This is a genomic window from Flavobacterium sp. FG68 (assembly GCF_057808895.1).
This window is the reverse complement of sequence record NZ_JBMDIY010000014.1, coordinates 92,481-113,851: the sequence shown is the minus strand read 5'-3', so window position 1 is coordinate 113,851 and position 21,371 is coordinate 92,481. Positions and strand designations below refer to the sequence as shown.

Here is a 21,371-nt window from a genome sequence, read left to right as displayed (position 1 = left end):
CTTAAAATGAAACCCGTTTAGAAAATTTTATTTAGGCTAAAATAAGCAATTTATTTAGCTTTTGATATTTCGGCTTCAAGGTCAAAAAATCCCCTTTGAGCCAATTAAATCTTTTAAATACTGGGATTAGGCCTAATTTTGAATTGATAATTTATTTCATCTAAAAAAATAAAACAAATGAAAAAAGGACTTAAAATCTTCGCAATTTTACTGGTTGCATTTATTGCTTTACAATTTTGGAAACCTGAAGAAATTGAATATAGTATTCCAACAAAGGACTTAACCAATGTTCCTGCAGAGGTAAATACTATTTTAAGAAACTCTTGTTTTGACTGCCACTCTAATACTGTAAATCTTGCGTGGTTTGACAAAATAACGCCTGCCAATTTTATAGTCGCTTCTCATATTACGGATGGCCGAAAAGCGTTGAATTTTTCTGATTGGGATAAATTAGAAAAGCCAAAACAAAGTGCGACACTTTTTTATGCTTTTAATAAAATACTATCAGGCGAAATGCCGCTTAAAAGTTATACAGCCGTTCATCCTTCTGCCAAATTAGATGATCGCTCTATCGCTGTTTTAAAAAATTATTTAGCAACAATAGCAGTCCGAAAACCAAATCAGGAAATACCGCCTGTCGCTGCTCCAAAGGATGTTGAAAAAGTACTTCCAAATAAAAAAATAACAGATTACTCTAAAGTTAAACCTACACTAAATAACATTTCATACATCCCCGATTTTAGAAACTGGAAAGCTGTCAGCACTTCAGATCGTTTTGACAACGGCAGTATGCGTATTATTTATGGAAACGAAATCGCTGTAAAAGCTATAGCAGAACATCAAACTAATCCTTGGCCCGATGGTGCTATTTTTGCCAAAACAGCCTGGAAACAAAAGACAGAAGCTGACGGAACTATATCTGCCGGAGCATTTATTCAGGTTGAATTTATGATAAAAGATGCAAAAAAATATGAAGCTACAAAAGGATGGGGATGGGCAAGATGGAAAGGAAATGATTTAAAACCGTACGGCGATACTGCCAACTTTGATCAGGAATGTATTTCTTGTCATAATCCGGTCAAAAACAATGATTACGTTTTTACTACTCCGCTGCATCTTGATGTTAATAAATTTAATATTTACAATAAAACCAAATAATTATGAAACCACTTCATTCTATCATAATCGCACTTATCATTATACTTTCTGGATGTAACGGAAATAATAAAGATAATCTTAATGAAAAAGCTTCAGTATCTGCATTAGATGCGCTGCCGGAAAATCCTTTGTTATTATCCCCTATTACATTTTCCATTAATCCCAATAAAGCTGTTATGTCTACTTTATACGGAAATAAAATTGCTTTACAGCATGCAAAAACAAATGCAGACAGTTCTTATCCTAATGGAGCTGTTTTATATGAAGTAAACTGGAAACAAAAAGCAGATTCACTATGGTATGGCGCTAATATTCCCGATCAGATTATTAGTGTCGAAAAAGTACAATTTACAGGAAATGCTGTTCCTAAATATGAATTGTATGCCGGACATCCGTTAAAAAAAGTTTCTTCTAATGATGAAAACAAAAGAATAGCTTTAATACTATCGAAACGTCTGGCAGAAACGCCTTAAAAATAAAGTCTGTTTATATTTTTAGAAAAAATCTTATTGTTCTTCGGGATCGGTTAGGCTAGAAAATTTTTTAATAATTAACTTCCTTAACCGTTCCTGATTTTCATCTCCCCAGCCTCCTAAAGCGCCTATTACAGGAATCAGGGTTTTTCCAAATTCAGTAAGGCTGTATTCTACTTTTGGCGGTACTACAGGATATATTTTCCTCACAACAAGTTCATGTTCCTCCAATTCGTTCAACTGGATATTCAAAACCCTGCGTGAAGCATCTGGTATTTTGCGCTGCAATTCGCTTGGTCTTTTATGGCCTTCGTTAATAAACCAAAGCAAGCGTATCTTCCATTTGCCATACAACACTTCACCTATCAGGTCGAGTCCGCAGTTTAAATTTGGTATTGTTTTTCTTTCATACATATTACAAAAGTAAACCTATGTTCTGATTTGTACAATAGGGGAAAAATTTATCCCTATCTGAATCGTAATTCCGTACTTGTGAGAAAGTTACATAGTTCTGAAATTTGTACAAAAGAAATCACTATGAAACAACAATTCGATTATCAGAACGAACTATCAGGCAAAATTGCACTGGTAACAGGAGGAACAAAAGGTGCTGGAAAAGCCATTGCCGAACGTTTAAAAAATGCAGGTGCCAAAGTAATTATCAGCGCCAGAAATCAACCCGAAATACCCGATGAGGATTTACATTTCATTGCTACAGATTTAAGTAAGGCAGAAGGAACACAAAAAGTAATTAGCGAAGTGCTGTCGGCTTACGGGAGATTGGATATTCTTGTGAACAACCTTGGATCTTCTTCAACACCCGCTGGAGGTTACAGCGTATTAAGTGATGAAGACTGGGAATCAACCCTGCAGGCAAATTTGCTAGCTCCCGTGAGATTAGACAGAGGATTTTTACCGCAGATGATAGATCAAAAAAGTGGTGTTATTATTCATATCGCTTCTATTCAGGGCAAACTGCCCCTTTATGATTCTACTTTACCTTATGCCGCAGCAAAAGCCGGATTGATAAATTACAGTAAAAGTTTATCAAATGAAGTTACTCCAAAAGGTGTCCGCGTGCTGACAGTTTCGCCGGGATGGATAAATACATCTGCATCGACAGCCTGGCTGGGTGAGATTGCAAGAAACTCAAATATTACTGTAGAACAAGCTCAACAAGGTGTCATAGATGCACTTGGGGGAATACCTTACGGCAGACCTGCTGAGCCGGAAGAAGTAGCTGAATTAGTTGGTTTTCTTGTTTCACCAAGAGCCAATTATTTAACAGGAACTGAATTTGTTATCGATGGAGGAACAGTTCCAACAATTTAATTTCTCAAAAAGAATGATGAACAATAAAACAGATACATTATGAACTTACCAGAAGTAATAAAAGACTTAGTAAACGCTCAGAACAATTTTGACAGCACAGCTTATGCCAATTGCTTTTCAGAAACTGCAATTGCATTTGATGAAGGAGAAACTCATACAGGCAAAACAGAAATAAAAAACTGGATAGAAGAATCAAACAAAAAATACAAATCAGTGATGAAACCTCTTGAATATACCGAAAACGGCAATGCAAGTGTTTTATCTGCGGAGTGTTCAGGTACATTTGAAGGAAGTCCAATTGTATTACAATTTCATTTTGAAATTGCTGATGGACAAATTCAGTATCTAAAAGTTACAGGATAATAAAAAAACAAGGGAGTGCCAGATTTTAATCACTCCCTTGTTTAATTAAAACTAATTATACATTTATCTTCATTCCATGATAATACATCGGGACTTTCTTTTATAATTGTATTGCAGTTAAGATGATTCATGATAGCATATCATTAGTTATTAATCTTTTACAGCGAACCTGCCTTTACAAAAGTCTGCCATCCACGCATGGTTTCAATAAAGCGTTCGCTCAATCCGCCCTGACGCAGATAATCAGCCATTACAGGCAATTGCGGACTATCGTACATCGGATTTGCTTTTACCTGAAGCGTAACCGCTTTGAGCCAATTGTTCCATCCAATATTGATCGTATTCGGATGTAGTGCCGTCAAATTCACTTTGCTGACTTGTTAATGGTGCCAGCATGAAACGGTTTCTCATTGCCGACCATGCAGCAGCGTAAGAGGCTTAAATAAATCAGAAACAGACATATTGTTTATTTTTTAAAGTTCTACTTATGTGAGTTATTATCGATGCAAAGTTGCCGAGATAATCAATGGAGAAAAATGGATGATTTTTACTTTATAATGGACGTTAATTTTAGAACAAAACATTCTGCAAGCGATTACGCAGACATGCTGCATGTAACCCCAACTGTTCTTGCCCGAACTGCAAAAAATCATTTTAACATGACGCTCTCTGATTTGATTACGGAACGAATTATTGTTGAAGCCAAAAGGGAATTATATCTCACAAACAAAACCGTTAAAGAAATTGCCTACGAACTGGGTTACGATGATGAATATTATTTCAGCAGGGTTTTCAAAGGTAAAACCGATATCTCTCCTCAAATTTACAGAGATACGATAGGTTTTAATCGAGGGGCTTCCTGATTGAATTTATCTTTTGGATTTCAATTTTAGTATCATATTTAGTAACTTTATCTGGAATTAGTGGTTTATCTTTAGCTTCATTTTTAAAGAGAAATAACCGCACAGACTAATAACACATTATTTGATATATAAAATATGGAAAATTTAAAAAAAGCCTACATCGCTGGAGGATGTTTTTGGGGAATGGAAGATTTATTCCGAGTACGTCCCGGCGTTAAAGATACTCAGGTTGGCTATTTAGGAGGAAATAATGAAAATCCAACATACGCTAATCATCCCGGACATGCAGAAGGTCTGGAAATTGTGTACGATCCGGCCGAAACATCATACAGTGAACTTTTAGATTATTTTTACAGAGTGCATGATCCCAGAACTATGAATAGACAGGGAAATGATATTGGAGAAAGTTACAGATCTGCTATATTTATTCAGGACAAAGAGGAAGAAGAAACTGCGAAAGATATTATTAAAGTAGTTGAGGATTCGGGAAGATGGCAGGGAAAAGTGGTTACTACACTTGAACCTTTTACAAAATTCTGGCCTGCAGAAGAATATCATCAGGATTATTTGGTGAAAAATCCTAATGGCTACACTTGTCATTTTGAAAGGTTTGGTACTTTTTTGTAAAGAGCTATTCGTATTGATCTAAAAATAAATCTAATCGTAATATAGAATTTTGTTTTATCTGTTTTCAGAAAAACAATAGACATTTATGACACAATTAAAATCGCAGTCAGGTACCAACTTAATAAACAAAAAAAGAGCTTTTAAAGCTCTTTTTTTGTTTTATCGTTTATTAACGCACTACAGCTATGCAGCTAAATTATTTAGAATTCTTTGATTAATAGTAAACAGAAAGCATGATTTTAGAATCAGAACTGTCTATTATTTTTTCAAGTCTTTTAAAGAAAACTTCGCTTACCATTGGGCAGCCGTGGCTGTTTATAATGTAATATTCTTTTTCTTCATCTGGAACTTCTTTATAGCAGTGCAGTACAATAGCTCTTTTTAAAGCGTTGCTGTTAGTGTCATCTAAACCTGCAAGTCTAAAAGCTTTTCCAAAAACTCCTTTATAAGACTTCTCTACAGAATAGCGTCCAAGTGAAGTACAATTAGAATTTGGCATATTACTAAATTGCAGTATATCGCCTTTAATTCCGGTTTCTGAACCAGAACCGTGTGCAACAAGTCCCTGATCAATGATTCTTTCATTTTCAAGATCGTAAACAAAAAAACGATTTTTTCCGGATTTGATTTTCATGTCTACCAGGAAAGCTATTTTCCTGCTGTAGCCATAGTTCGAAGCTGTAAAAGATTTGACTTCCTTTACATGGTCATTTAGCCTTACTAATTCAACCTCACTTAAAATGTCTTTCTTATCCGTTACGTTGTAGGTAGTAAAGGAACTTAATGAAAGAAGAAGTGCTACAAAAAATATTCTCATAAATAGCAATAAAGTTAGTTTAACAGCAAATTTGGGATTTGAGTTGCCAAAAATTTTATTCTTCCTTTTGATCTTTGACCTTGCAAAATTATGTACAAATTTTATATAATTCCCATGTTTCTAATGTTAAATATATTATAAATATCTGAAATAATGATACTTATCATAAAATATTTTAGAAAAATAATTCCTAAAAGTAATGTTTTAGCAAGCTTATTTTTTTCCAAACCTCCCGTTTTTACTGGTTTTAACTGCTTTTTTTATATTACTAAAAAATAAAAAACGGTTGTAAAGTTTTTCTTTACAACCGTTTTAATTTTTTTAAATTTTTATTGGAAAATTTATTTTAAAGAATCATTTTCCGTAATTCATTCCGCTTATTTTACGTCAAACCAAAGTTTCGTAGTCAATAAGTCTTTTCCTTGTACCGCAATTGCCGCTTGGTAACTAGCACCATTCAACGATTGCTCTGTTCCGGGATAGAAGAAACGAGAAGGGATTTTTCCGTCTAAAACCGTAGCAGGACCAGCAGTTAATACTGGAAAATCCAATCTTCTCCACTCTGTAAAAGCATCAAGACCTTGTCCGTAGAATGCAATCCATTTTTGTGTACCTATCGATTTAGCATAATTTGACGCATCGTATTTTACAACTGCCTGATTAAGATAAGTAGAAATAGTCGCTGCATTTGTAATACCAAACTGATTGAACGATGCTGTAATAGCATCATTATAAAGTTGTTCTGCATTTCCGGAAATATAGCCACGAGCTACAGCTTCGGCAAGATTAAATAATGTTTCAGAATAAGAAGCGATTACTGCCGGCGATGAAGATGTCAGGAAGTAAGTTCCCGGTTTTGATGTTTTAGCAAAACCCTGACTATTAGCATCACTATTTGATAATCCGTTAGCACCTCCAACATATTTACCTACAGTTGCATCAGATGGCAATTGAGCATAAACTGGCAAACGCGGATCTGCTAATTCATTTAATTTATCAACTAATGTTTTTGAAATACGGTAATCATCACGAGTTTCAAACCAAGCCGAAGCTGGATTTTGCTGAGGCGAACTTGTATAAGTAAATTTAAAAGTATCGCTGTTACTGCTTAAAACTCCTGCAGCATCGCTTGTTGCGTCAATTGCAGCTTGTTTTGCCAAAGCAGGTTCTCTGTCTGAAATTCTCAATGCAATACGCAAACGAAGTGAATTTACCAGTTTTTTCCATTTTGTAATGTCACCTTTGTAAACCAAATCACCCGTTACAGTTCCGTTTGCTGTATTTAGCAAAATCTGTGCTTGTTTCAAATCTGCTAGTAATCCTGTGTATACGTCTTTTTGAGTATCATATGCCGGAGTTACTTTTTGACCTGCCTCTTTATAAGGAATACTTCCGTAAGCATCTGTCAACAATAAAAAAGTCCATGAACGTAAAGTCAAAGCAATTCCTTTATAATTTGAATTGGCCTGATCTGCCGGGAAATTCAAAATAGTGTTCAAATCTGTAATTAAAGTTGCATATCCTGTGTTCCACAAAGAAGTGAAAGAAGCATTAGACACATCATATCTGTCTGGTTCTGTATATTGGATTTTAGCCCAATGCTGTACATATAACAAAGACGAATCAAAGTTATTTGTTGATCCCCAGTATAAGTCAGCTCCTTGCTTTAATGTTCCCGTTAATAAGTAAGGTGCCAATGGAGTTTCTGTTGCATTTGGATTTTTGTTAATCTCATCCAAATCATCACTGCATGAGGTCAGTGTCAATGCAAATAGAGTTATATAAGCTATTCTTTTTAGCATGATTTCGTGTTTTTAAAATTTAAGATTTAAATTAAGGCTGAAATTTCTGGTTGTTGGCAGCGCTAAACTCTCCAATCCCTGAGCATTTCCTGTATTGAAAGCTGTTTCAGGATCAATATTTGGTGCATCTTTGTAAATAAAGAACAAGTTACGACCTGCTGCAGTAATGCTTGCTCCATCAAATCCAATTTTTCTAGCCAGTTTTTTATCTACATTGTAAGTCAGTTTTACTTCTCTTAATTTTACAAAAGTTGAGCTGTAAATGTATGCTTCGCTGATATTGTATGATGCTTTGTAATATTCCTGTGCACTAAGTACCTGAGTATTTGGAGTTCCATCAGCATAAACACCGTTAAAAATCATACCATCATCGTATACCGTAGCTCCACCTGGTGCACTTGCACCTGCTGGCAATAAGGTTTTTGTAGTACCTGCCAAATAGTAATTTAATCCGCCATTTTCAGCACCACGACCCGGAAGCGTTTGGGCTAATACTCCTGTATAATTACCAGTTCTGTTAGTTCCTGAGAAAAGCTCCCCTCCTACACTTGCATCAACTAAGAAAGATAATTCAAGGTTTTTATAAGTAATTGTATTTGTAATACCACCAATCCAGTCTGGAGTATAATGTCCTAATACTCTCTTTTGCGGATCAGCTTTTGGTAATCCGTTTGCACCAACCACAATATTTCCATTTGCGTCACGTAAATAAGCAGTTCCATAAAGTGCTCCGTAAGCTTGTCCAACAGAAGCCAATACATCAACACCTCCTGAAGTACCAATGGTGTAGTTTTGAATTTGTCTGTCGTAATCCAAAATCTTTACTTCACTTTTATTCTTAGAATAATTTAAAGCCACATTCCATTTGAAATTTTCCGTTTGAATTGGGTTTCCATCTAATTGAAGTTCAATACCACGGTTGTTTATTTTCCCTGCATTGATTAATTGTGAATTATAACCGCTTGAAGCTGTTGTTTTGATTTCTAAAATCTGGTCAAAACTATTGGTGTTATAATAAGCTGCATCAAAATGAAGTCTGTTTTTCCAGAAAGAAGCCTCTAAACCAACCTCTGTAGAACGAGTAGTTTCCGGTTTCAGGTTTTCATTCAATTTTTTCTGTGAAGAAGTTTGAATAGGGTTTCCGTCAAATGCAGTTTGGAAATTGTAAACTGTAGACAATTGATATGGATCTGCATCGTTACCCACTTCAGACCAGCCTCCTCGCACTTTTAAGAAATCAAGTGTATTGCTTTTTAAATTTAAAGCCTCAGATAAAATCAAACTTCCGTTAACAGAAGGATAAAAATAAGAACGGTTACTGCTTGGTAATGTAGATGACCAGTCATTACGAGCCGTAAGGTTTAAATAAGCATAGTTTTTATAACCAAACTGAGCCGATGCATAAGCACTATATACTTTCAATCTTGAATAAGAGTTTGATGCAGTCAACGGATCTCTTGAGTTTGTTATAGTATATAAATCCGGTACAGCTAAACGCGGTGCTTTTTGATAATTATTTGCATCACTGTGTGTACGAACGTTGAATCCTCCAAGAGCATCTACAGTAAAGTCATCACTTAGTTTTTTAGTATAAGTAAAAATACCTTCTGTATTTTGTTCGCTTACAGTATAAGCATCTTCCGCATACGATCCAAAAGGAGTTCCGTTTGTACCATATTTAATCTTGTATTTTCTACGATCGTTATAGTAATCAATTCCGGTACGGAATCTAAAATTAAGTCCTTCTGCAAGCTTTGCATCTAAATGGATATCTCCAATTATACGGTTACGCTGCTGACTTGTAGTATTATAATAAGCATTCCAATATGGGTTGCTGTAGTAACTGTTATTCCAGTTTACGTTTCTGTTATTTTTAAGCTGATTGATATCAACCTGACGTCCGAACCAGATAAACTGCAGCATTACACCCGCAGCACGGTTTCCAGATGGACCTCCCGGTAAAGCCGGAGCATCTGTAACGATATAGTTACCCGTTACTCCTACTTTTATACCTTTAGAAATTTGGTAATTAGAATTAATACTAACGTTTGTTTTATTTACTTCACTGTTAGGTACTGTTCCTAATTGTTTTTGGTTGTTTACTCCTAAACGGAAATCTGATTTTTCATCTGATTTTGCTACCGAAACACTGTTGTCATAAGTAACACCCGTATTAAAGAAATCCTTAACGTTATCAGGATGAGCTACAAAAGGTACTGCTTCTCCATTTGAATAAAATTGAGGAATAAGACGTCCGTCTAGTCTTGGTCCCCAGCTTTCATCAACACCATCATTAATTCCGCCTCCTTTACCATCTACAAAGCTGAATCTTCCGTTAGAACCTTGTCCAAATGAATTTTGAAAACGAGGTAAAGTAGTAACCTGAGAAATTGTTATACCAGTGCTAAAACTGATACCAAGTCCTTTTTGGTTTTTACCAGATTTTGTTGTGATAAGTACAACACCATGCGCCGCACGAGATCCGTAAAGTGCCGCAGCATTCGGGCCTTTTAATACAGTTAGTGATTCAATATCCTGCGGATTTAAATCGGCAATTGCATTTTTAAAATCACGGGTTGCTCCACCAACACTTCCTAACTGAGAGTTGTCTACCGGAACTCCATCAACCACAAATAAGGGCTGGTTATTTCCTGCAATAGAAGTTTCTCCACGAATAATAATACGTGAAGATCCCATATCTCCCTGTGAATTAGTGATACGCACACCTGCCAGTTTACCCGTAAGATTATTTAAAAAGTTAGTTTCTTTAGTATCTACAATTTCCTTGTTTTTAAGGGATTGAGTAGTATATCCTAAAGATTTTTTTTCTTTAGAAATACCTAAAGCGGTAACCACCACTTCAGATAATTGGTTTTGTTCCTGTTCAAGACCAATAACAACTGCGTTTTGAGTAACTACAGTTTCTGCTTTTTTATATCCAAGGAAACTTACTACTAACGTATAAGGAAATTTTTGTCCGGTTTGGAAAAAAAACTTCCCATCAAAATCTGTCAAAACACCGTGTGTAGTACCTTTAATATTTACCGAAGCCCCAATAACAGGCTCCTTTGTAACAGCATCTATTACTGTTCCTTCAAGTTTTGACTGGATTAAAGGTTTCGTTTCCTGAGCCTTAATCCCTATGGAAATCAACAAAATACATATCCATGTATATCTATTTAATTTTTTTTTCATTACTTTGTTTTGGTTTAAAAAATAAGACGAGCCGAAAACAGATTTATTCCATTTTCGCTTCCTTATAGAGATGTACAATTTCTTTAAGCTTCACCATTTCTGCTGCAACAGAGATGGTTTTTTTTTATCTGCAACGCATTCGTTTTTTCATTTTTATTTTTTTTTGATTATTATTATTTTAATTGGCCTGTATAGTATTTTGGTTCAACCTTTTAGGTTTCATCTTATAGAAAATTTCTGCTAATTTGTGATTAAAATATTTGTAACATCAGCAAATACAATAAACTCTACTAATTCGATAGAACAAAAGTAAATTAAAAATTTTAAATCAAAAATTTTAACTGTTCTTTTTGCAAAAAAAATGTTAATTATATTTTACTATATTTTTAAACACTTAAAAATAAGATAGTTAATAGCTACCCATATTTTTCTACCGTGTAAGATTTTTTCTAAATTAATGTGAACTTTATTTACATTATGTCGTTTTTTAATTCTGAAATACCTAAAACGTTTTACTAAAACAATCAAATAGTAATAAAAATTCAATGCTGTTTTGCGTCATCCATTATTTTATTACTTTTATGACATAGGTAAGCACATCAATTTGTATGAATAAAATATTATTAGTGGAAGACGATCCAAGAGTTGCATCTTTCATTACAAGAGGACTTGAGGAACATCTTTATGAAATTAAAACCATTACAAAAGGTTTTGATGCCATAAAAGAAGTTATGGAGAATGAATACAATATTATTATTCTCGACATTATGCTTCCCGATATAACAGGTTTTGAAGTTTGTGAAGTTTTAAGAAGCCGAAAAATAATAGTGCCCATTCTTATTTTAAGCGCGCTCGATACGCCGCAGGAAAAAGTAAAAGGTTTACAAGCCGGCGCCGACGATTATCTTGCAAAACCATTTTTGTTTGAAGAATTACTTGCCAGAATAAATGCGCAGCTGCGTCGTACAGAATTCAGTTCTGGAATTTTGGATTTTCAATCCTATGCCGGAGTCGAAATTAATATGAAGGAACAAAGTGCGACAAGAGACGGAAAAGATTTGAATCTATCTTCAAGAGAATTAAAACTTTTGATCTTTTTTATGAAAAACAGAGAAAGGGCTTTATCCAGAATTGCAATTGCACAGGCGGTTTGGAATATCGATTTTGATACAACCTCAAATACCGTAGATGTGTATATTAATTATCTCCGAAATAAATTAGATAAAAACTTCCCTACTCCATTGATTCATACGGTAAAAGGAACGGGTTATATGCTCAAACAAAAGAGTCATGAATCTTAAAAATAAATTAGCCGTAAACTCTACTCTGCTTTTTGCTTTTATAGTCGGGCTTCTTATGGCCGGATCATTTCTTTTGTTCAAAAGCCACATGAAAGATCTTTACATTGATAATCTTGAAGATCATGCGATGACATCGGCATTATTTTATTTTGAAAAAGATGAAATCAATGCAATTAACAGCGAACGTTATCGCCAGATTGAAATTCAATACAACAGAATTAACAATGAATCGATACGGGTTTATAATGCCAAAACCAAAAAACTTTTTGTACAAGATAATATTGATATTAATTTAAGTGATCAATATTTAAATGCAATTAAAAAAAATAAGATTGAACATTTTACGATAAACAACAGACAGTTTGTTGGGTTATTTTATAAAGACAATCAGGGAGATTTTATCATTATAGTTTCCGGAATCGATCGCGCCGGAAATCACCAATTAGAAATTCTGGGTTTAATGTTTATTCTGTTTTATTTAATTGGAATTCCGTTAAATTATCTTTTAGGAACTTTTTTAGCCAAGCAGACTTTTCGTCCTTTTACAGATGTTATTGCCAAAGTAAACACGATAACTACCGAAAATCTTCATTCGAGATTAGAAGTTCCGCAGACTAAAAGCAAAGATGAAATTAAAGAATTGGTTACTACTTTTAATTATCTTTTGGAAAGATTGGAAAGTGGTATTATGATTCAGAATAATTTTCTAAAAAATGCTTCGCACGAATTAAAAACACCGCTTACTATTATTATTGGTGATATTGATGTTTCGCTGCAACAACCGAGAACGAACGAACAATATGAAGAAATCTTAAAATCCCTCCGAAAAGATACTTTACATCTTAAAGCCACTCTCGAAGGTCTTTTGGTATTATCGGGATTAGAACTTTCTGAACCTCAGCAAATGGAAACGGTTAGAATTGATGAGATTCTGTGGAATGTTCTCGAAAAGAAAGCCATTGAATATCCTGAATCTAAAATTGCCGTAAATCTGGATGCCATTGCAGATTATGAAGATTTGCTTTCTGTTTATGCCAATAAACACATGCTTTTTATTGCGTTATACAATATTTTAGATAATGCGGTTAAATTTTCATTTCCGGCACAAGTTGATGTTTTTGCACTTTCAAAAAATAATAAACTTGTAATCAAAATTACAGATCAGGGCCCCGGAATTTCAGATGCTGATAAAGATTCTATTTTTGATCTCTTTTTTAGAAGTGATAATACACGCCATATTCAGGGACAAGGATTAGGGCTTTTTATAACGATGCAGATTCTCAAACTTCACAATATTGAATTAATTGTAGATTCTGAGTTTGAAAAGGGGACTTCGTTTTCTTTGGTATTTCCTTAAAATGTTTTTTCCCGCAGATTTGGCAGATTTATGCAGATTTAAATGGATTTTTTATCCAAATTAAATTTAAAATTTGAACTGTTAGAACTACGTCATTGAATTTGCGTTTGTACCGTTAGGTACAAAATATCGGTAGAAAAAAAGATACCACGTTAAGTTTGTGCCGTTAGGCACAAAACTATAACGAAAATAAATATAGCGTGTCTTCCTTGTGGCGTACCTACGGCACGCTATTGAAATCTAAAATTAAATGCTACCGATATTTTGTACCTAACGGTACAATAAAAATGTCATGAAAAACATCAATGAATTCAAAATTATATCACCTCAATCTCCAAAAACTGCGAGAGAAAAATTCAACATATACAAAAAATAAAAATCCATTTAAATCTGCATAAATCTGCCAAATCTGCGTGAAACCAAAAACGCTCTTTTTCCAATCGGTAACATTCACTTAACACTCTAATCTTTTTCTAATCTACTTTAAATCCACTTCTAATCCGCTATTTTAAAGCATTTTACACAAACAATTGATTTTAAAGGCTTAAATCATTTTTAAGAAAATAACATCTTCATAATTGTCTCTTAACAATGAATTGTTTTATGATTTTAAGTTAACAAAAGCGTTAAATCTGATCGAAACAAACCGAGTTACTTTGTCAAATAAAAACTAAAAACAACATGACAAAACTCAAACTCTTTTTTTCGGCATTTATGCTTCTTGTTATGGGAAACATTTTTGCTCAAATTACAACCTCTTCATTATCTGCCAAAGTTAGTGATGGTACAAGCCCGGTTACAAACGCAGAAGTTACCTTAACACATTTACCAACCAATGCTGTTTACAGAGCTGTAACAGATAAACAAGGTCGGTTTAGTTTCGAAAATCTAAATGCAGGCGGGCCTTATGAACTCGAAATTAAAAGTGCAGACACTAAAGATTATTCTAACGCACAAATACATTTAGCACTTGGTGACAATGATTTACCTACAATTGTAGTTGGCAAAGCAGATAATACTGTATTAGAAGAAGTAGTAATTACAAGTTCTAAACCATCTTCTAAAAACAACGGAACTAATATTAACGAGAAACAAGTAAATGGACTTCCGTTAATCAACAGAGGAATTCAGGATGTTACAAAACTAGTTCCGCAGAGTTCTAACAACTCATTTGCAGGAACCAATTTTCGATACAATAACGTAACAATTGATGGTTCTATAAACAATGACGCAATTGGTTTCAGCCCATCTTTAGGCGGACAATCCGGAACTTCAGGAATGCCGGGAAGCAGTACGCGTTCTAATTCTATCAGTTTAGATGCGATACAGGATATTCAGGTTTATATTGCTCCTTATGATATTAAATTAGGAAACTTTTTAGGAGGAAGTGTAAATGCTGTAACTCGCAGCGGTACAAATACAGTAAGCGGATCTATTTACAGCTACGGAAGAAGTGCTGCGATTACAGGTCCAAATAATGCTGGCGACGGTTCTAAAATGCCAAGTTCTTTTGGTGATTACCAAGTAGGTTTTAGATTGGGATTACCAATTGTAAAAGACAAATTATTCTTTTTTACCAACATGGAATATGCGGAACGAACTGATCCTTTATTTTACAATGCAGGAGAAACCAATTCTGCCGGAAAATTAACTTCATTAGTAGATAATGCTACAGCAGAACAAATTTCAAATTTCGTAAAAACTAACTACGGATTTGATCCTGGAAGCTACGGTTCGTATAACAACTTTTCAAAAAGCCAGAAATTCTTCAATAAATTAGATTGGAAAATTAATGACAAACATTCTCTTTCGTTAAGAAACAACACTGTTATTTCTCAAGCTTCAAATTTGGAACGCGATGCTGCAAATTTCAGGTTTTCAAGTATGGATTTTACGCAAAAAAACCAATCTATTAGTACTGTTTTAGAGTTAAAAAGTCATTTTAACAGCCAGTGGTCTAACTCATTTATTGCCAGTTATTCAGCCATTAAAGACTATCGTGATCCAAAATCGAGCAATGTTATGTTTCCCCAAACAGAAATTGGCTATAACGGAGGAACTATTTTCTTAGGAAATGATCGTGAAGCAACTGTTTTTAATATGAAACAGAACACAGCTGAAATTACAGACAACCTTACTTACAAAACAGGGAATCATACTTTATTGTTTGGTACACACAACGAATTCTACGACATTAATTACGGTTTTGTAAATGCCCTTAACGGAAGAGTTGCGTATAAATCTCTTGCTGATTTCTACAACAAACTTCCTACTCGTGTTCGTGGAACGTATCCGTTTGACGGATCTACAAGAGATGAGATTTTCAATAATCCGTATGCACAATTCAAAGTAAATCTTTACAGCGTTTATGCGCAGGACGAAATTAGAATTGGTAACAAATTAAAAGTTACGCCAGGTGTGAGAGTTGATTATACTGATTTGCCAACAAAACCAAACTTGAGTTCGCAAGTACAAAATTCTCCAGCTGATCCAAACTACGGAACAACATATACTTACACGCCTTTAAACCAAATAAAAAACAACTTTTTCAGCACTGCTTTAGTTTCTCCAAGAATAGGATTTACGTATAATGTAGACGAAGATAAAACACTTGTTTTAAGAGGCGGATCTGGAGTATTTACAGGTAGAATTCCGTTTGCTTGGTTAGGATATGCCTATTACAATGATGGTGTAGGTTACGGAAGTTACGATAAAAACAACTTAACTCCGGCGCAGGTTGCAGCGGCAGGCGATCCATTGGCAAACAACGGATTAAACGGATATCACGATGCAACGCCAAAAGTTCAGGCAGATTTAGTAGATAATAAATTCAAAATGCCGGCTGTTTTAAGAAACTCATTGGCTATTGATAAAATCATCGACGGATATAAATTTACGACTGAAGGTATTTACACAAAAGTAATTCGTGATTTGGAGTTTCAACAAGTAAATAAGACAGATAATCCAACTTATTTCTCTTACGATACCAATCACCAAATGCCAATTTACGTGGCTAACATAAATCCAGCATTTTCAAATGCTTATTTATTGTCAAATACAAATAAAGGATACAGATACAGCATTACAGAAATGATCTCAAAAACATACGATTTTGGGTTTAACTTTATGGTTGCTTATACTTATGGAAATTCAAAAGACGTTACAAACGGAATTCGTAACTCTATGGAAAGTAACTTCCAAATGAACCAATCGTTAACTCCAAATGATCCTCAATTGGCAACTTCTAACTTTAATATCAAACACAGAATCGTTTCTAATGTAGGATATGCAGTAAAATTAGCAGATAACAATACTTTCTCTGCAAACGTGTATTTCAATGCACAATCAGGAAATCCATTTTCATGGGGATTTGTAAACTCAACAATTGCAGGAACAGGACAAGCAGCGGGATTAGCTTATATCTTTAAAGATGCAACAGAAGCAGCTAAATATATCGGAGTAAATGCAGCAGGAGTTCCATCTGCAACAGCAGCACAGCAAGTAGCAGATTACGAAGCTTTCATCAACGGAAATTCTTATTTGAAAAGCAGAAGAGGAAACTTCACAGAAAGAAATGGCGATACTACGCCTTGGAATATTCAGGCTGATTTAAAATTAATGGATGAAATTAATGTAGCACACGTTGGTACATTCCAGGTTTCATTCAGCATGGCTAATATCGGAAACCTTATCAATAAAGATTGGGGAAGAAGTTATTTTGTTCCAAATACATACAATTCAACAGCAAATTTAGGTTTAACAAAATCAGGAAACTTAGGCGGAGTTGCTACTGGCGACCCAACTTACACTTTCCAAAAACCTACAACTGCACCTTATACTATAGATCAATTAGCTTCAAGATTCCAGGGACAACTTGGCGTAAGGTATTCGTTCTAAAGATTGTGTTTTATTTTTTTTACTATCCCCCAGTTTCAAATTGCTTGAAACTGGGGGATTTTTATTTTGTTTCCGATATAACGATACGTAAACAGTTAAAAAAAATCACTATTTTTAGTACACATTTACTCTCGCACTATGATCGACAAAGCACAACTTCGAAGCTCCATTTTCAGACATCTCGACGGATTAGCGACTGCTCCGGTAGCAATAGCATTAAAAAAGCATGCTGTTTTAGAATTTATCTTGAACAAAAAACAAGTTCAGTTATCAGAATTGGTAACTGTTTTTAAAGCAAATGAAGGTTATTTGAATGTTGGTCTGAGAATTTTAGCTTCTCAGGGATTTCTGGATTATGAAGTCGATAATAAAACGCAGGAAATTACAATCGCTGTAAATGAAAAAACCGAAACCGCTTTTTCGCTGTTTTATCTTTATGAAGATGTTGTCGATCTGCTTCAGTTTTCCACTCAGTTTCATCCCCGTCTTTTTGAAGATGTTCCGTTTGAAAAACTCAATCTTATTTTTGAAAAATATAAAAAGAATTACGGAATCGAACCTTCTGATAATCCGTTGAAAAACAGCATTCAGGAACAAATTTTAAAACATGTTGAAGGTTATTTAATTGGGCCTACAATTGTGCGTTTAGCCATGAACGGAATGTTTCATAAATATTTTATGGAGACTTCTTTCAGACCCGAAGAGTTTCATAAATCTCCTGAAAATTTCAAAAAAATATTAGACTTTTTTGTGCATCTGGGTTGGTTTCTGGAGAAAAACGGCAATTATCAATTTACCGAAACAGGTTTGTTTTTTGCAAAAAGAGCCAGCGCTTACGGCGTTACGGTTTCTTATCTTCCGACATTTGCCAAAATTGAAGAATTAATTTTTGGCGATCCAGCCGTTTTAAGAATGATTGCTGATGGCGAAAACGAAATTCATGTGGATCGTGAAATGAATGTTTGGGGAAGCGGTGGCGCTCACGACACGTATTTTAAAGTAGTAGACGAAATTATCATCAAACTTTTTAATCTGCCAATTGAACAGCAGCCAAAAGGAATTCTCGATATGGGCTGTGGAAATGGCGCTTTCCTGGAACATATTTTTGAAGTAATTGACAGACAGACTTTACGAGGCGAAATGCTTGATGAATATCCCCTATTTCTCGTTGGTGCCGATTATAATCAGGCTGCATTGAAAGTGACGAGAGCTAATCTTATAAAAGCTGATATTTGGGCCAAAGTTATTTGGGGAGATATTGGACGTCCGGATGTGCTTTCGGATGATTTGAGAGAAAATTATAATATCGATTTAAAAGATTTACTAAACGTAAGAACTTTTCTAGATCACAACCGAATTTGGAAAGATCCGCAGCACGTTGACGAAAACAGAGTCAGTAAATCTACCGGAGCATTTGCTTACAGAGGAAAAAGAATCAGTAACAATTTGGTCGAAGATAATCTCTTGGAACATTTGCAAAAATGGTCGCCTTATGTACGCAAATTCGGTTTGCTTTTGATCGAATTGCATACGATTAATCCAAAACTTGCATCCCAAAATTTAGGAAAAACGCCTGCAACAGCTTACGACGCGACTCACGGATTTTCGGATCAATATATTATTGAAATTGATGTTTTTAATGATGTCGCTTCAGAAGCCGGATTATTTCCCGATAAAGCCATTTTTAAAAGATTTCCGGAAGCTGATATTGCTACGGTGAGTATTAATTTATTGAAAGGAGGTTTTTAATTGTTAATTATAAATTGTTAGTTCTTAATTCACAATTTATAATTAACAATTAATAATTCATGTATGATTAATTTAATCCTGAAAAAATTATTGAGCCACTAAAATATCTTGATAAATAGACCAGTCTGCATTTGCTTTATAAACTTCTAAAGAAGCATTTGGTACTTTTATTTCTTTAAGGTTTTTACAATTAAGAAAAGGCCTGTCAGTAGTTGGCGGAGCAGTTGAATGGATCGTTACACTTGTTAAGTTCGTATTATAGCTAAAAGCAAAGAAAGAGATTTGAACAACATTTTTCGGGATTGTAAGGGTTGTTAGAGCGGTGCAGTAAGCAAATGCATTTTGCTGAATTGTTGTAACACTTTCAGGAATCGTAATTTCTGTTAGTTTTGCAGCATAGGCAAAAGCTGCTATTTCTATCATTGTAACACCTTCGGGAATTGCATAAGCACCGGATTTCGCACTTGGAAAATATCGCAATGCCGTAACTTCTTTATTAAATAATACTTCATCAATTACACTAAAATAAGAATTGGATTTTAAAGTAAAATCAACAAGAGGGCAATTTAAAAAAACGACATCTCCTAAAGAATTCAAATTGTTAGGTATTGCAAAACTTGTTAAGTTAATACAATCTGTAAAAGCACCATTACCAATCTCTTCAACTGTATCCGGAACATCTATATTAGATAAACCCGGACAGCTTTTAAATGCATATGGCTTGATACTGGTAACGCTGTTTGGTATTGAAACGGCTGTTAAATTATCGCAAAACACAAAAGCATATTCCCCTATAGTTGTAACTCGGTTAGAAATCGCAATACTGCTAATTTCTGTTTGGCTTTCAAATGCGTGACCACTAATTTTTGTAACCGGATATCCTTCTATCTTGGCTGGTATGGTCAAATCATATTTTGACGAAATTGACAAGTCTTTCCAAAGTTGAGACAATCCTGTAATAATAACTTCCGGGTTTGCTCCCTGTACTATTTCATAAGTAAATAAAAGGTCGTCTGTAAGAGGTTTAACATTCACTGCAGTTGTGGTTTCATTATTAGCGGTTATTAAATCTGTCTGCTCTCCGGAAATAATTGCTTTTGTATTGTATTCACCTGATGCATTGATTTTTACGTGAATCGTTAATGTAGCAGCTGCGCCGTTACTCAAGTCGCCTATAGACCAGACACCTGTTTGTTCATTGTAAGTTCCGGCAGATGATTCTGTATTAACAAATGTATAGCCGGCAGGAATTTTGCTTACAACTTGGATATTTGTAGCATCTAATGGTCCGGCATTCGCTGCAGTTAGCGTAAATGTCAAATTGGTATTTGCAATTGGGTTATTTGAACTGGTCGTAACGGCAATTGATAAATCTGCTGAATTTTGAGAATCAGTTTCTTCCTCTTTATTACACGATAATAATAGTGAAGTCAGCATCAAAAAAATAAATCCTTTTAAATAAAATCTCATAATGTTTTTTTTTGTTTTTAAATAGGGCAGCATTAAAGCCGGGCAAAGTTAATTTTTGACTAAATCAAAAAAATCACTATAAATGAGTATATTTTAATTAAATTTCATTTATAATAAAAACCCTAATTTTATAATTCTAAATAAATCATTTTGATGAGGAAAATTATTCTTTTAGTTCTGTTACCGTTTTTGACTTGTTCTGTCTTTGGGCAAAATACTGCGCCAAAGGATTCTATAATAACTGATACGGTAAAAAACATTCGTTTCAATTACAAACAATTGATCATTCCCGGAATTTTAATTGGATATGGTTTTTGGGGAAATGAAAGCGGACAGATAAAAAGTTTCAATAATCAAATACGCGACGAATTTACAGAAGATATTGATCGTAAGGTTTCGATAGATGATTTTTCTCGATATGTTCCCGCAGTTTCTGTTTATGCACTCAATGCCTTTGGAGTTGAAGGAAAAAATAATATGCGCGACCGTTCTGTAATTTTAATCACTTCAACGATTATAAATGTGGGAACTGTTTTTGCTTTAAAATCACTCAGTAATGTGGAGCGTCCGGATGGAACTTCAAACAATTCATTTCCTTCAGGTCATACCGCCATTGCTTTTGCAGGAGCAGAATTTTTATATCAGGAATATAAAGACAAATCAATATGGTATGGCGTTGCGGGTTATGCTATTGCCACAGGAACCGGAATATTTCGTATGTACAATAACAGACACTGGCTTACAGATGTTGCCGCTGGTGCCGGAATTGGGATTTTGAGTACCAAAATTGCGTATTGGATTAATCCATATATTACAAGAAAATTATGGCATGGTGAACAAAAAAAATCGATGTCTTTCATAACTCCATCTTATGATGGCAGAAATTTGACAATCTGCTATTTCAAAACATTTTAAGCTTACAGGAAACTAATATTCAGATTTTCTTCAAAATTCATTTGTAAATTGC

At 34.5% G+C, this 21,371-nt stretch carries 17 protein-coding genes; 11 read left to right on the top strand and 6 right to left on the bottom strand.

Annotation, left to right across the window (positions count from 1 at the left end):
• Positions 1 to 177 precede the first annotated feature (177 nt).
• A complete protein-coding gene (locus ACODSB_RS11045; protein ID WP_488937084.1) occupies positions 178 to 1,158 on the top strand; it encodes a cytochrome P460 family protein in 981 nt (326 codons plus the stop codon).
• Between the two features lie 2 nt (positions 1,159 to 1,160).
• Positions 1,161 to 1,631 (top strand): hypothetical protein, encoded by a 471-nt coding sequence (locus tag ACODSB_RS11040; protein ID WP_488937083.1) that lies wholly within the window; start codon positions 1,161 to 1,163, stop codon positions 1,629 to 1,631.
• Positions 1,632 to 1,664: 33 nt separating this feature from the next.
• Here the strand turns inward: ACODSB_RS11040 and ACODSB_RS11035 are convergent, their stop codons facing one another.
• Positions 1,665 to 2,045: a winged helix-turn-helix transcriptional regulator gene (locus ACODSB_RS11035; protein ID WP_488937082.1), complete on the bottom strand. Its 381-nt coding sequence runs from the start codon at positions 2,043 to 2,045 to the stop codon at positions 1,665 to 1,667.
• 123 nt (positions 2,046 to 2,168) lie between these two features.
• Between ACODSB_RS11035 and ACODSB_RS11030 the strand changes: the two genes are divergently transcribed.
• Both ACODSB_RS11030 and ACODSB_RS11025 read left to right on the top strand, forming a co-directional pair.
• Positions 2,169 to 2,963 (top strand): SDR family oxidoreductase, encoded by a 795-nt coding sequence (locus tag ACODSB_RS11030; RefSeq protein WP_488937081.1) that lies wholly within the window; start codon positions 2,169 to 2,171, stop codon positions 2,961 to 2,963.
• A 39-nt stretch (positions 2,964 to 3,002) separates the two neighbouring features.
• Positions 3,003 to 3,326 carry a nuclear transport factor 2 family protein gene (locus ACODSB_RS11025; RefSeq protein ID WP_488937080.1) on the top strand — a complete coding sequence of 108 codons (324 nt, stop codon included), beginning with the start codon at positions 3,003 to 3,005 and terminating at the stop codon, positions 3,324 to 3,326.
• Between the two features lie 158 nt (positions 3,327 to 3,484).
• Here ACODSB_RS11025 and ACODSB_RS11020 read toward each other — a convergent pair whose 3' ends face one another.
• Entirely contained in the window at positions 3,485 to 3,694 is a 210-nt protein-coding gene (locus ACODSB_RS11020) for a hypothetical protein (protein ID WP_488937079.1), read from the bottom strand.
• A 168-nt stretch (positions 3,695 to 3,862) separates the two neighbouring features.
• On the opposite strand from ACODSB_RS11020, the gene ACODSB_RS11015 reads away from it, so the two are divergent.
• Together ACODSB_RS11015 and msrA are read left to right on the top strand one after the other, a co-directional pair.
• Positions 3,863 to 4,189 (top strand): helix-turn-helix domain-containing protein, encoded by a 327-nt coding sequence (locus ACODSB_RS11015; RefSeq protein ID WP_488937078.1) that lies wholly within the window; start codon positions 3,863 to 3,865, stop codon positions 4,187 to 4,189.
• A gap of 135 nt (positions 4,190 to 4,324) precedes the next feature.
• Complete coding sequence (gene msrA / locus ACODSB_RS11010; protein WP_488937077.1) at positions 4,325 to 4,816, top strand: peptide-methionine (S)-S-oxide reductase MsrA; 492 nt, start codon at positions 4,325 to 4,327, stop codon at positions 4,814 to 4,816.
• Between the two features lie 214 nt (positions 4,817 to 5,030).
• On the opposite strand, the gene ACODSB_RS11005 is transcribed toward msrA, so the two are convergent.
• The 3 genes from ACODSB_RS11005 to ACODSB_RS10995 form a co-directional block, all read right to left on the bottom strand.
• Positions 5,031 to 5,633: a murein L,D-transpeptidase catalytic domain-containing protein gene (locus tag ACODSB_RS11005; protein ID WP_053470418.1), complete on the bottom strand. Its 603-nt coding sequence runs from the start codon at positions 5,631 to 5,633 to the stop codon at positions 5,031 to 5,033.
• Between the two features lie 377 nt (positions 5,634 to 6,010).
• The gene (locus ACODSB_RS11000; RefSeq protein WP_488937076.1) at positions 6,011 to 7,435 is read right to left on the bottom strand and encodes a SusD/RagB family nutrient-binding outer membrane lipoprotein; all 1,425 of its coding nucleotides are present in this window, start codon (positions 7,433 to 7,435) and stop codon (positions 6,011 to 6,013) included.
• 12 nt (positions 7,436 to 7,447) lie between these two features.
• Positions 7,448 to 10,630, bottom strand: a complete 3,183-nt coding sequence (locus ACODSB_RS10995; RefSeq protein WP_488937075.1) for a SusC/RagA family TonB-linked outer membrane protein — start codon at positions 10,628 to 10,630, stop codon at positions 7,448 to 7,450.
• Positions 10,631 to 11,238: 608 nt separating this feature from the next.
• Here ACODSB_RS10995 and ACODSB_RS10990 point away from each other — a divergent pair.
• The 4 genes from ACODSB_RS10990 to ACODSB_RS10975 all read left to right on the top strand — a co-directional run bounded on the left by ACODSB_RS10990 (position 11,239) and on the right by ACODSB_RS10975 (position 18,934).
• Positions 11,239 to 11,931, top strand: a complete 693-nt coding sequence (locus ACODSB_RS10990; protein ID WP_488937074.1) for a response regulator transcription factor — start codon at positions 11,239 to 11,241, stop codon at positions 11,929 to 11,931.
• Positions 11,921 to 13,288, top strand: a complete 1,368-nt coding sequence (locus ACODSB_RS10985; protein ID WP_488937073.1) for a HAMP domain-containing sensor histidine kinase — start codon at positions 11,921 to 11,923, stop codon at positions 13,286 to 13,288. The genes ACODSB_RS10990 and ACODSB_RS10985 overlap by 11 nt, the downstream gene beginning before the upstream one ends.
• A gap of 681 nt (positions 13,289 to 13,969) precedes the next feature.
• Complete coding sequence (locus ACODSB_RS10980) at positions 13,970 to 17,185, top strand: TonB-dependent receptor (protein ID WP_488937072.1); 3,216 nt, start codon at positions 13,970 to 13,972, stop codon at positions 17,183 to 17,185.
• Between the two features lie 138 nt (positions 17,186 to 17,323).
• The gene (locus tag ACODSB_RS10975; protein WP_488937071.1) at positions 17,324 to 18,934 is read left to right on the top strand and encodes a class I SAM-dependent methyltransferase; all 1,611 of its coding nucleotides are present in this window, start codon (positions 17,324 to 17,326) and stop codon (positions 18,932 to 18,934) included.
• A gap of 87 nt (positions 18,935 to 19,021) precedes the next feature.
• Here ACODSB_RS10975 and ACODSB_RS10970 read toward each other — a convergent pair whose 3' ends face one another.
• The gene (locus tag ACODSB_RS10970; protein WP_488937070.1) at positions 19,022 to 20,404 is read right to left on the bottom strand and encodes a leucine-rich repeat protein; all 1,383 of its coding nucleotides are present in this window, start codon (positions 20,402 to 20,404) and stop codon (positions 19,022 to 19,024) included.
• A 153-nt stretch (positions 20,405 to 20,557) separates the two neighbouring features.
• Here ACODSB_RS10970 and ACODSB_RS10965 point away from each other — a divergent pair, with 153 nt between their 5' ends.
• A complete protein-coding gene (locus ACODSB_RS10965; protein ID WP_488937069.1) occupies positions 20,558 to 21,319 on the top strand; it encodes a phosphatase PAP2 family protein in 762 nt (253 codons plus the stop codon).
• Positions 21,320 to 21,371: the final 52 nt, after the last annotated feature.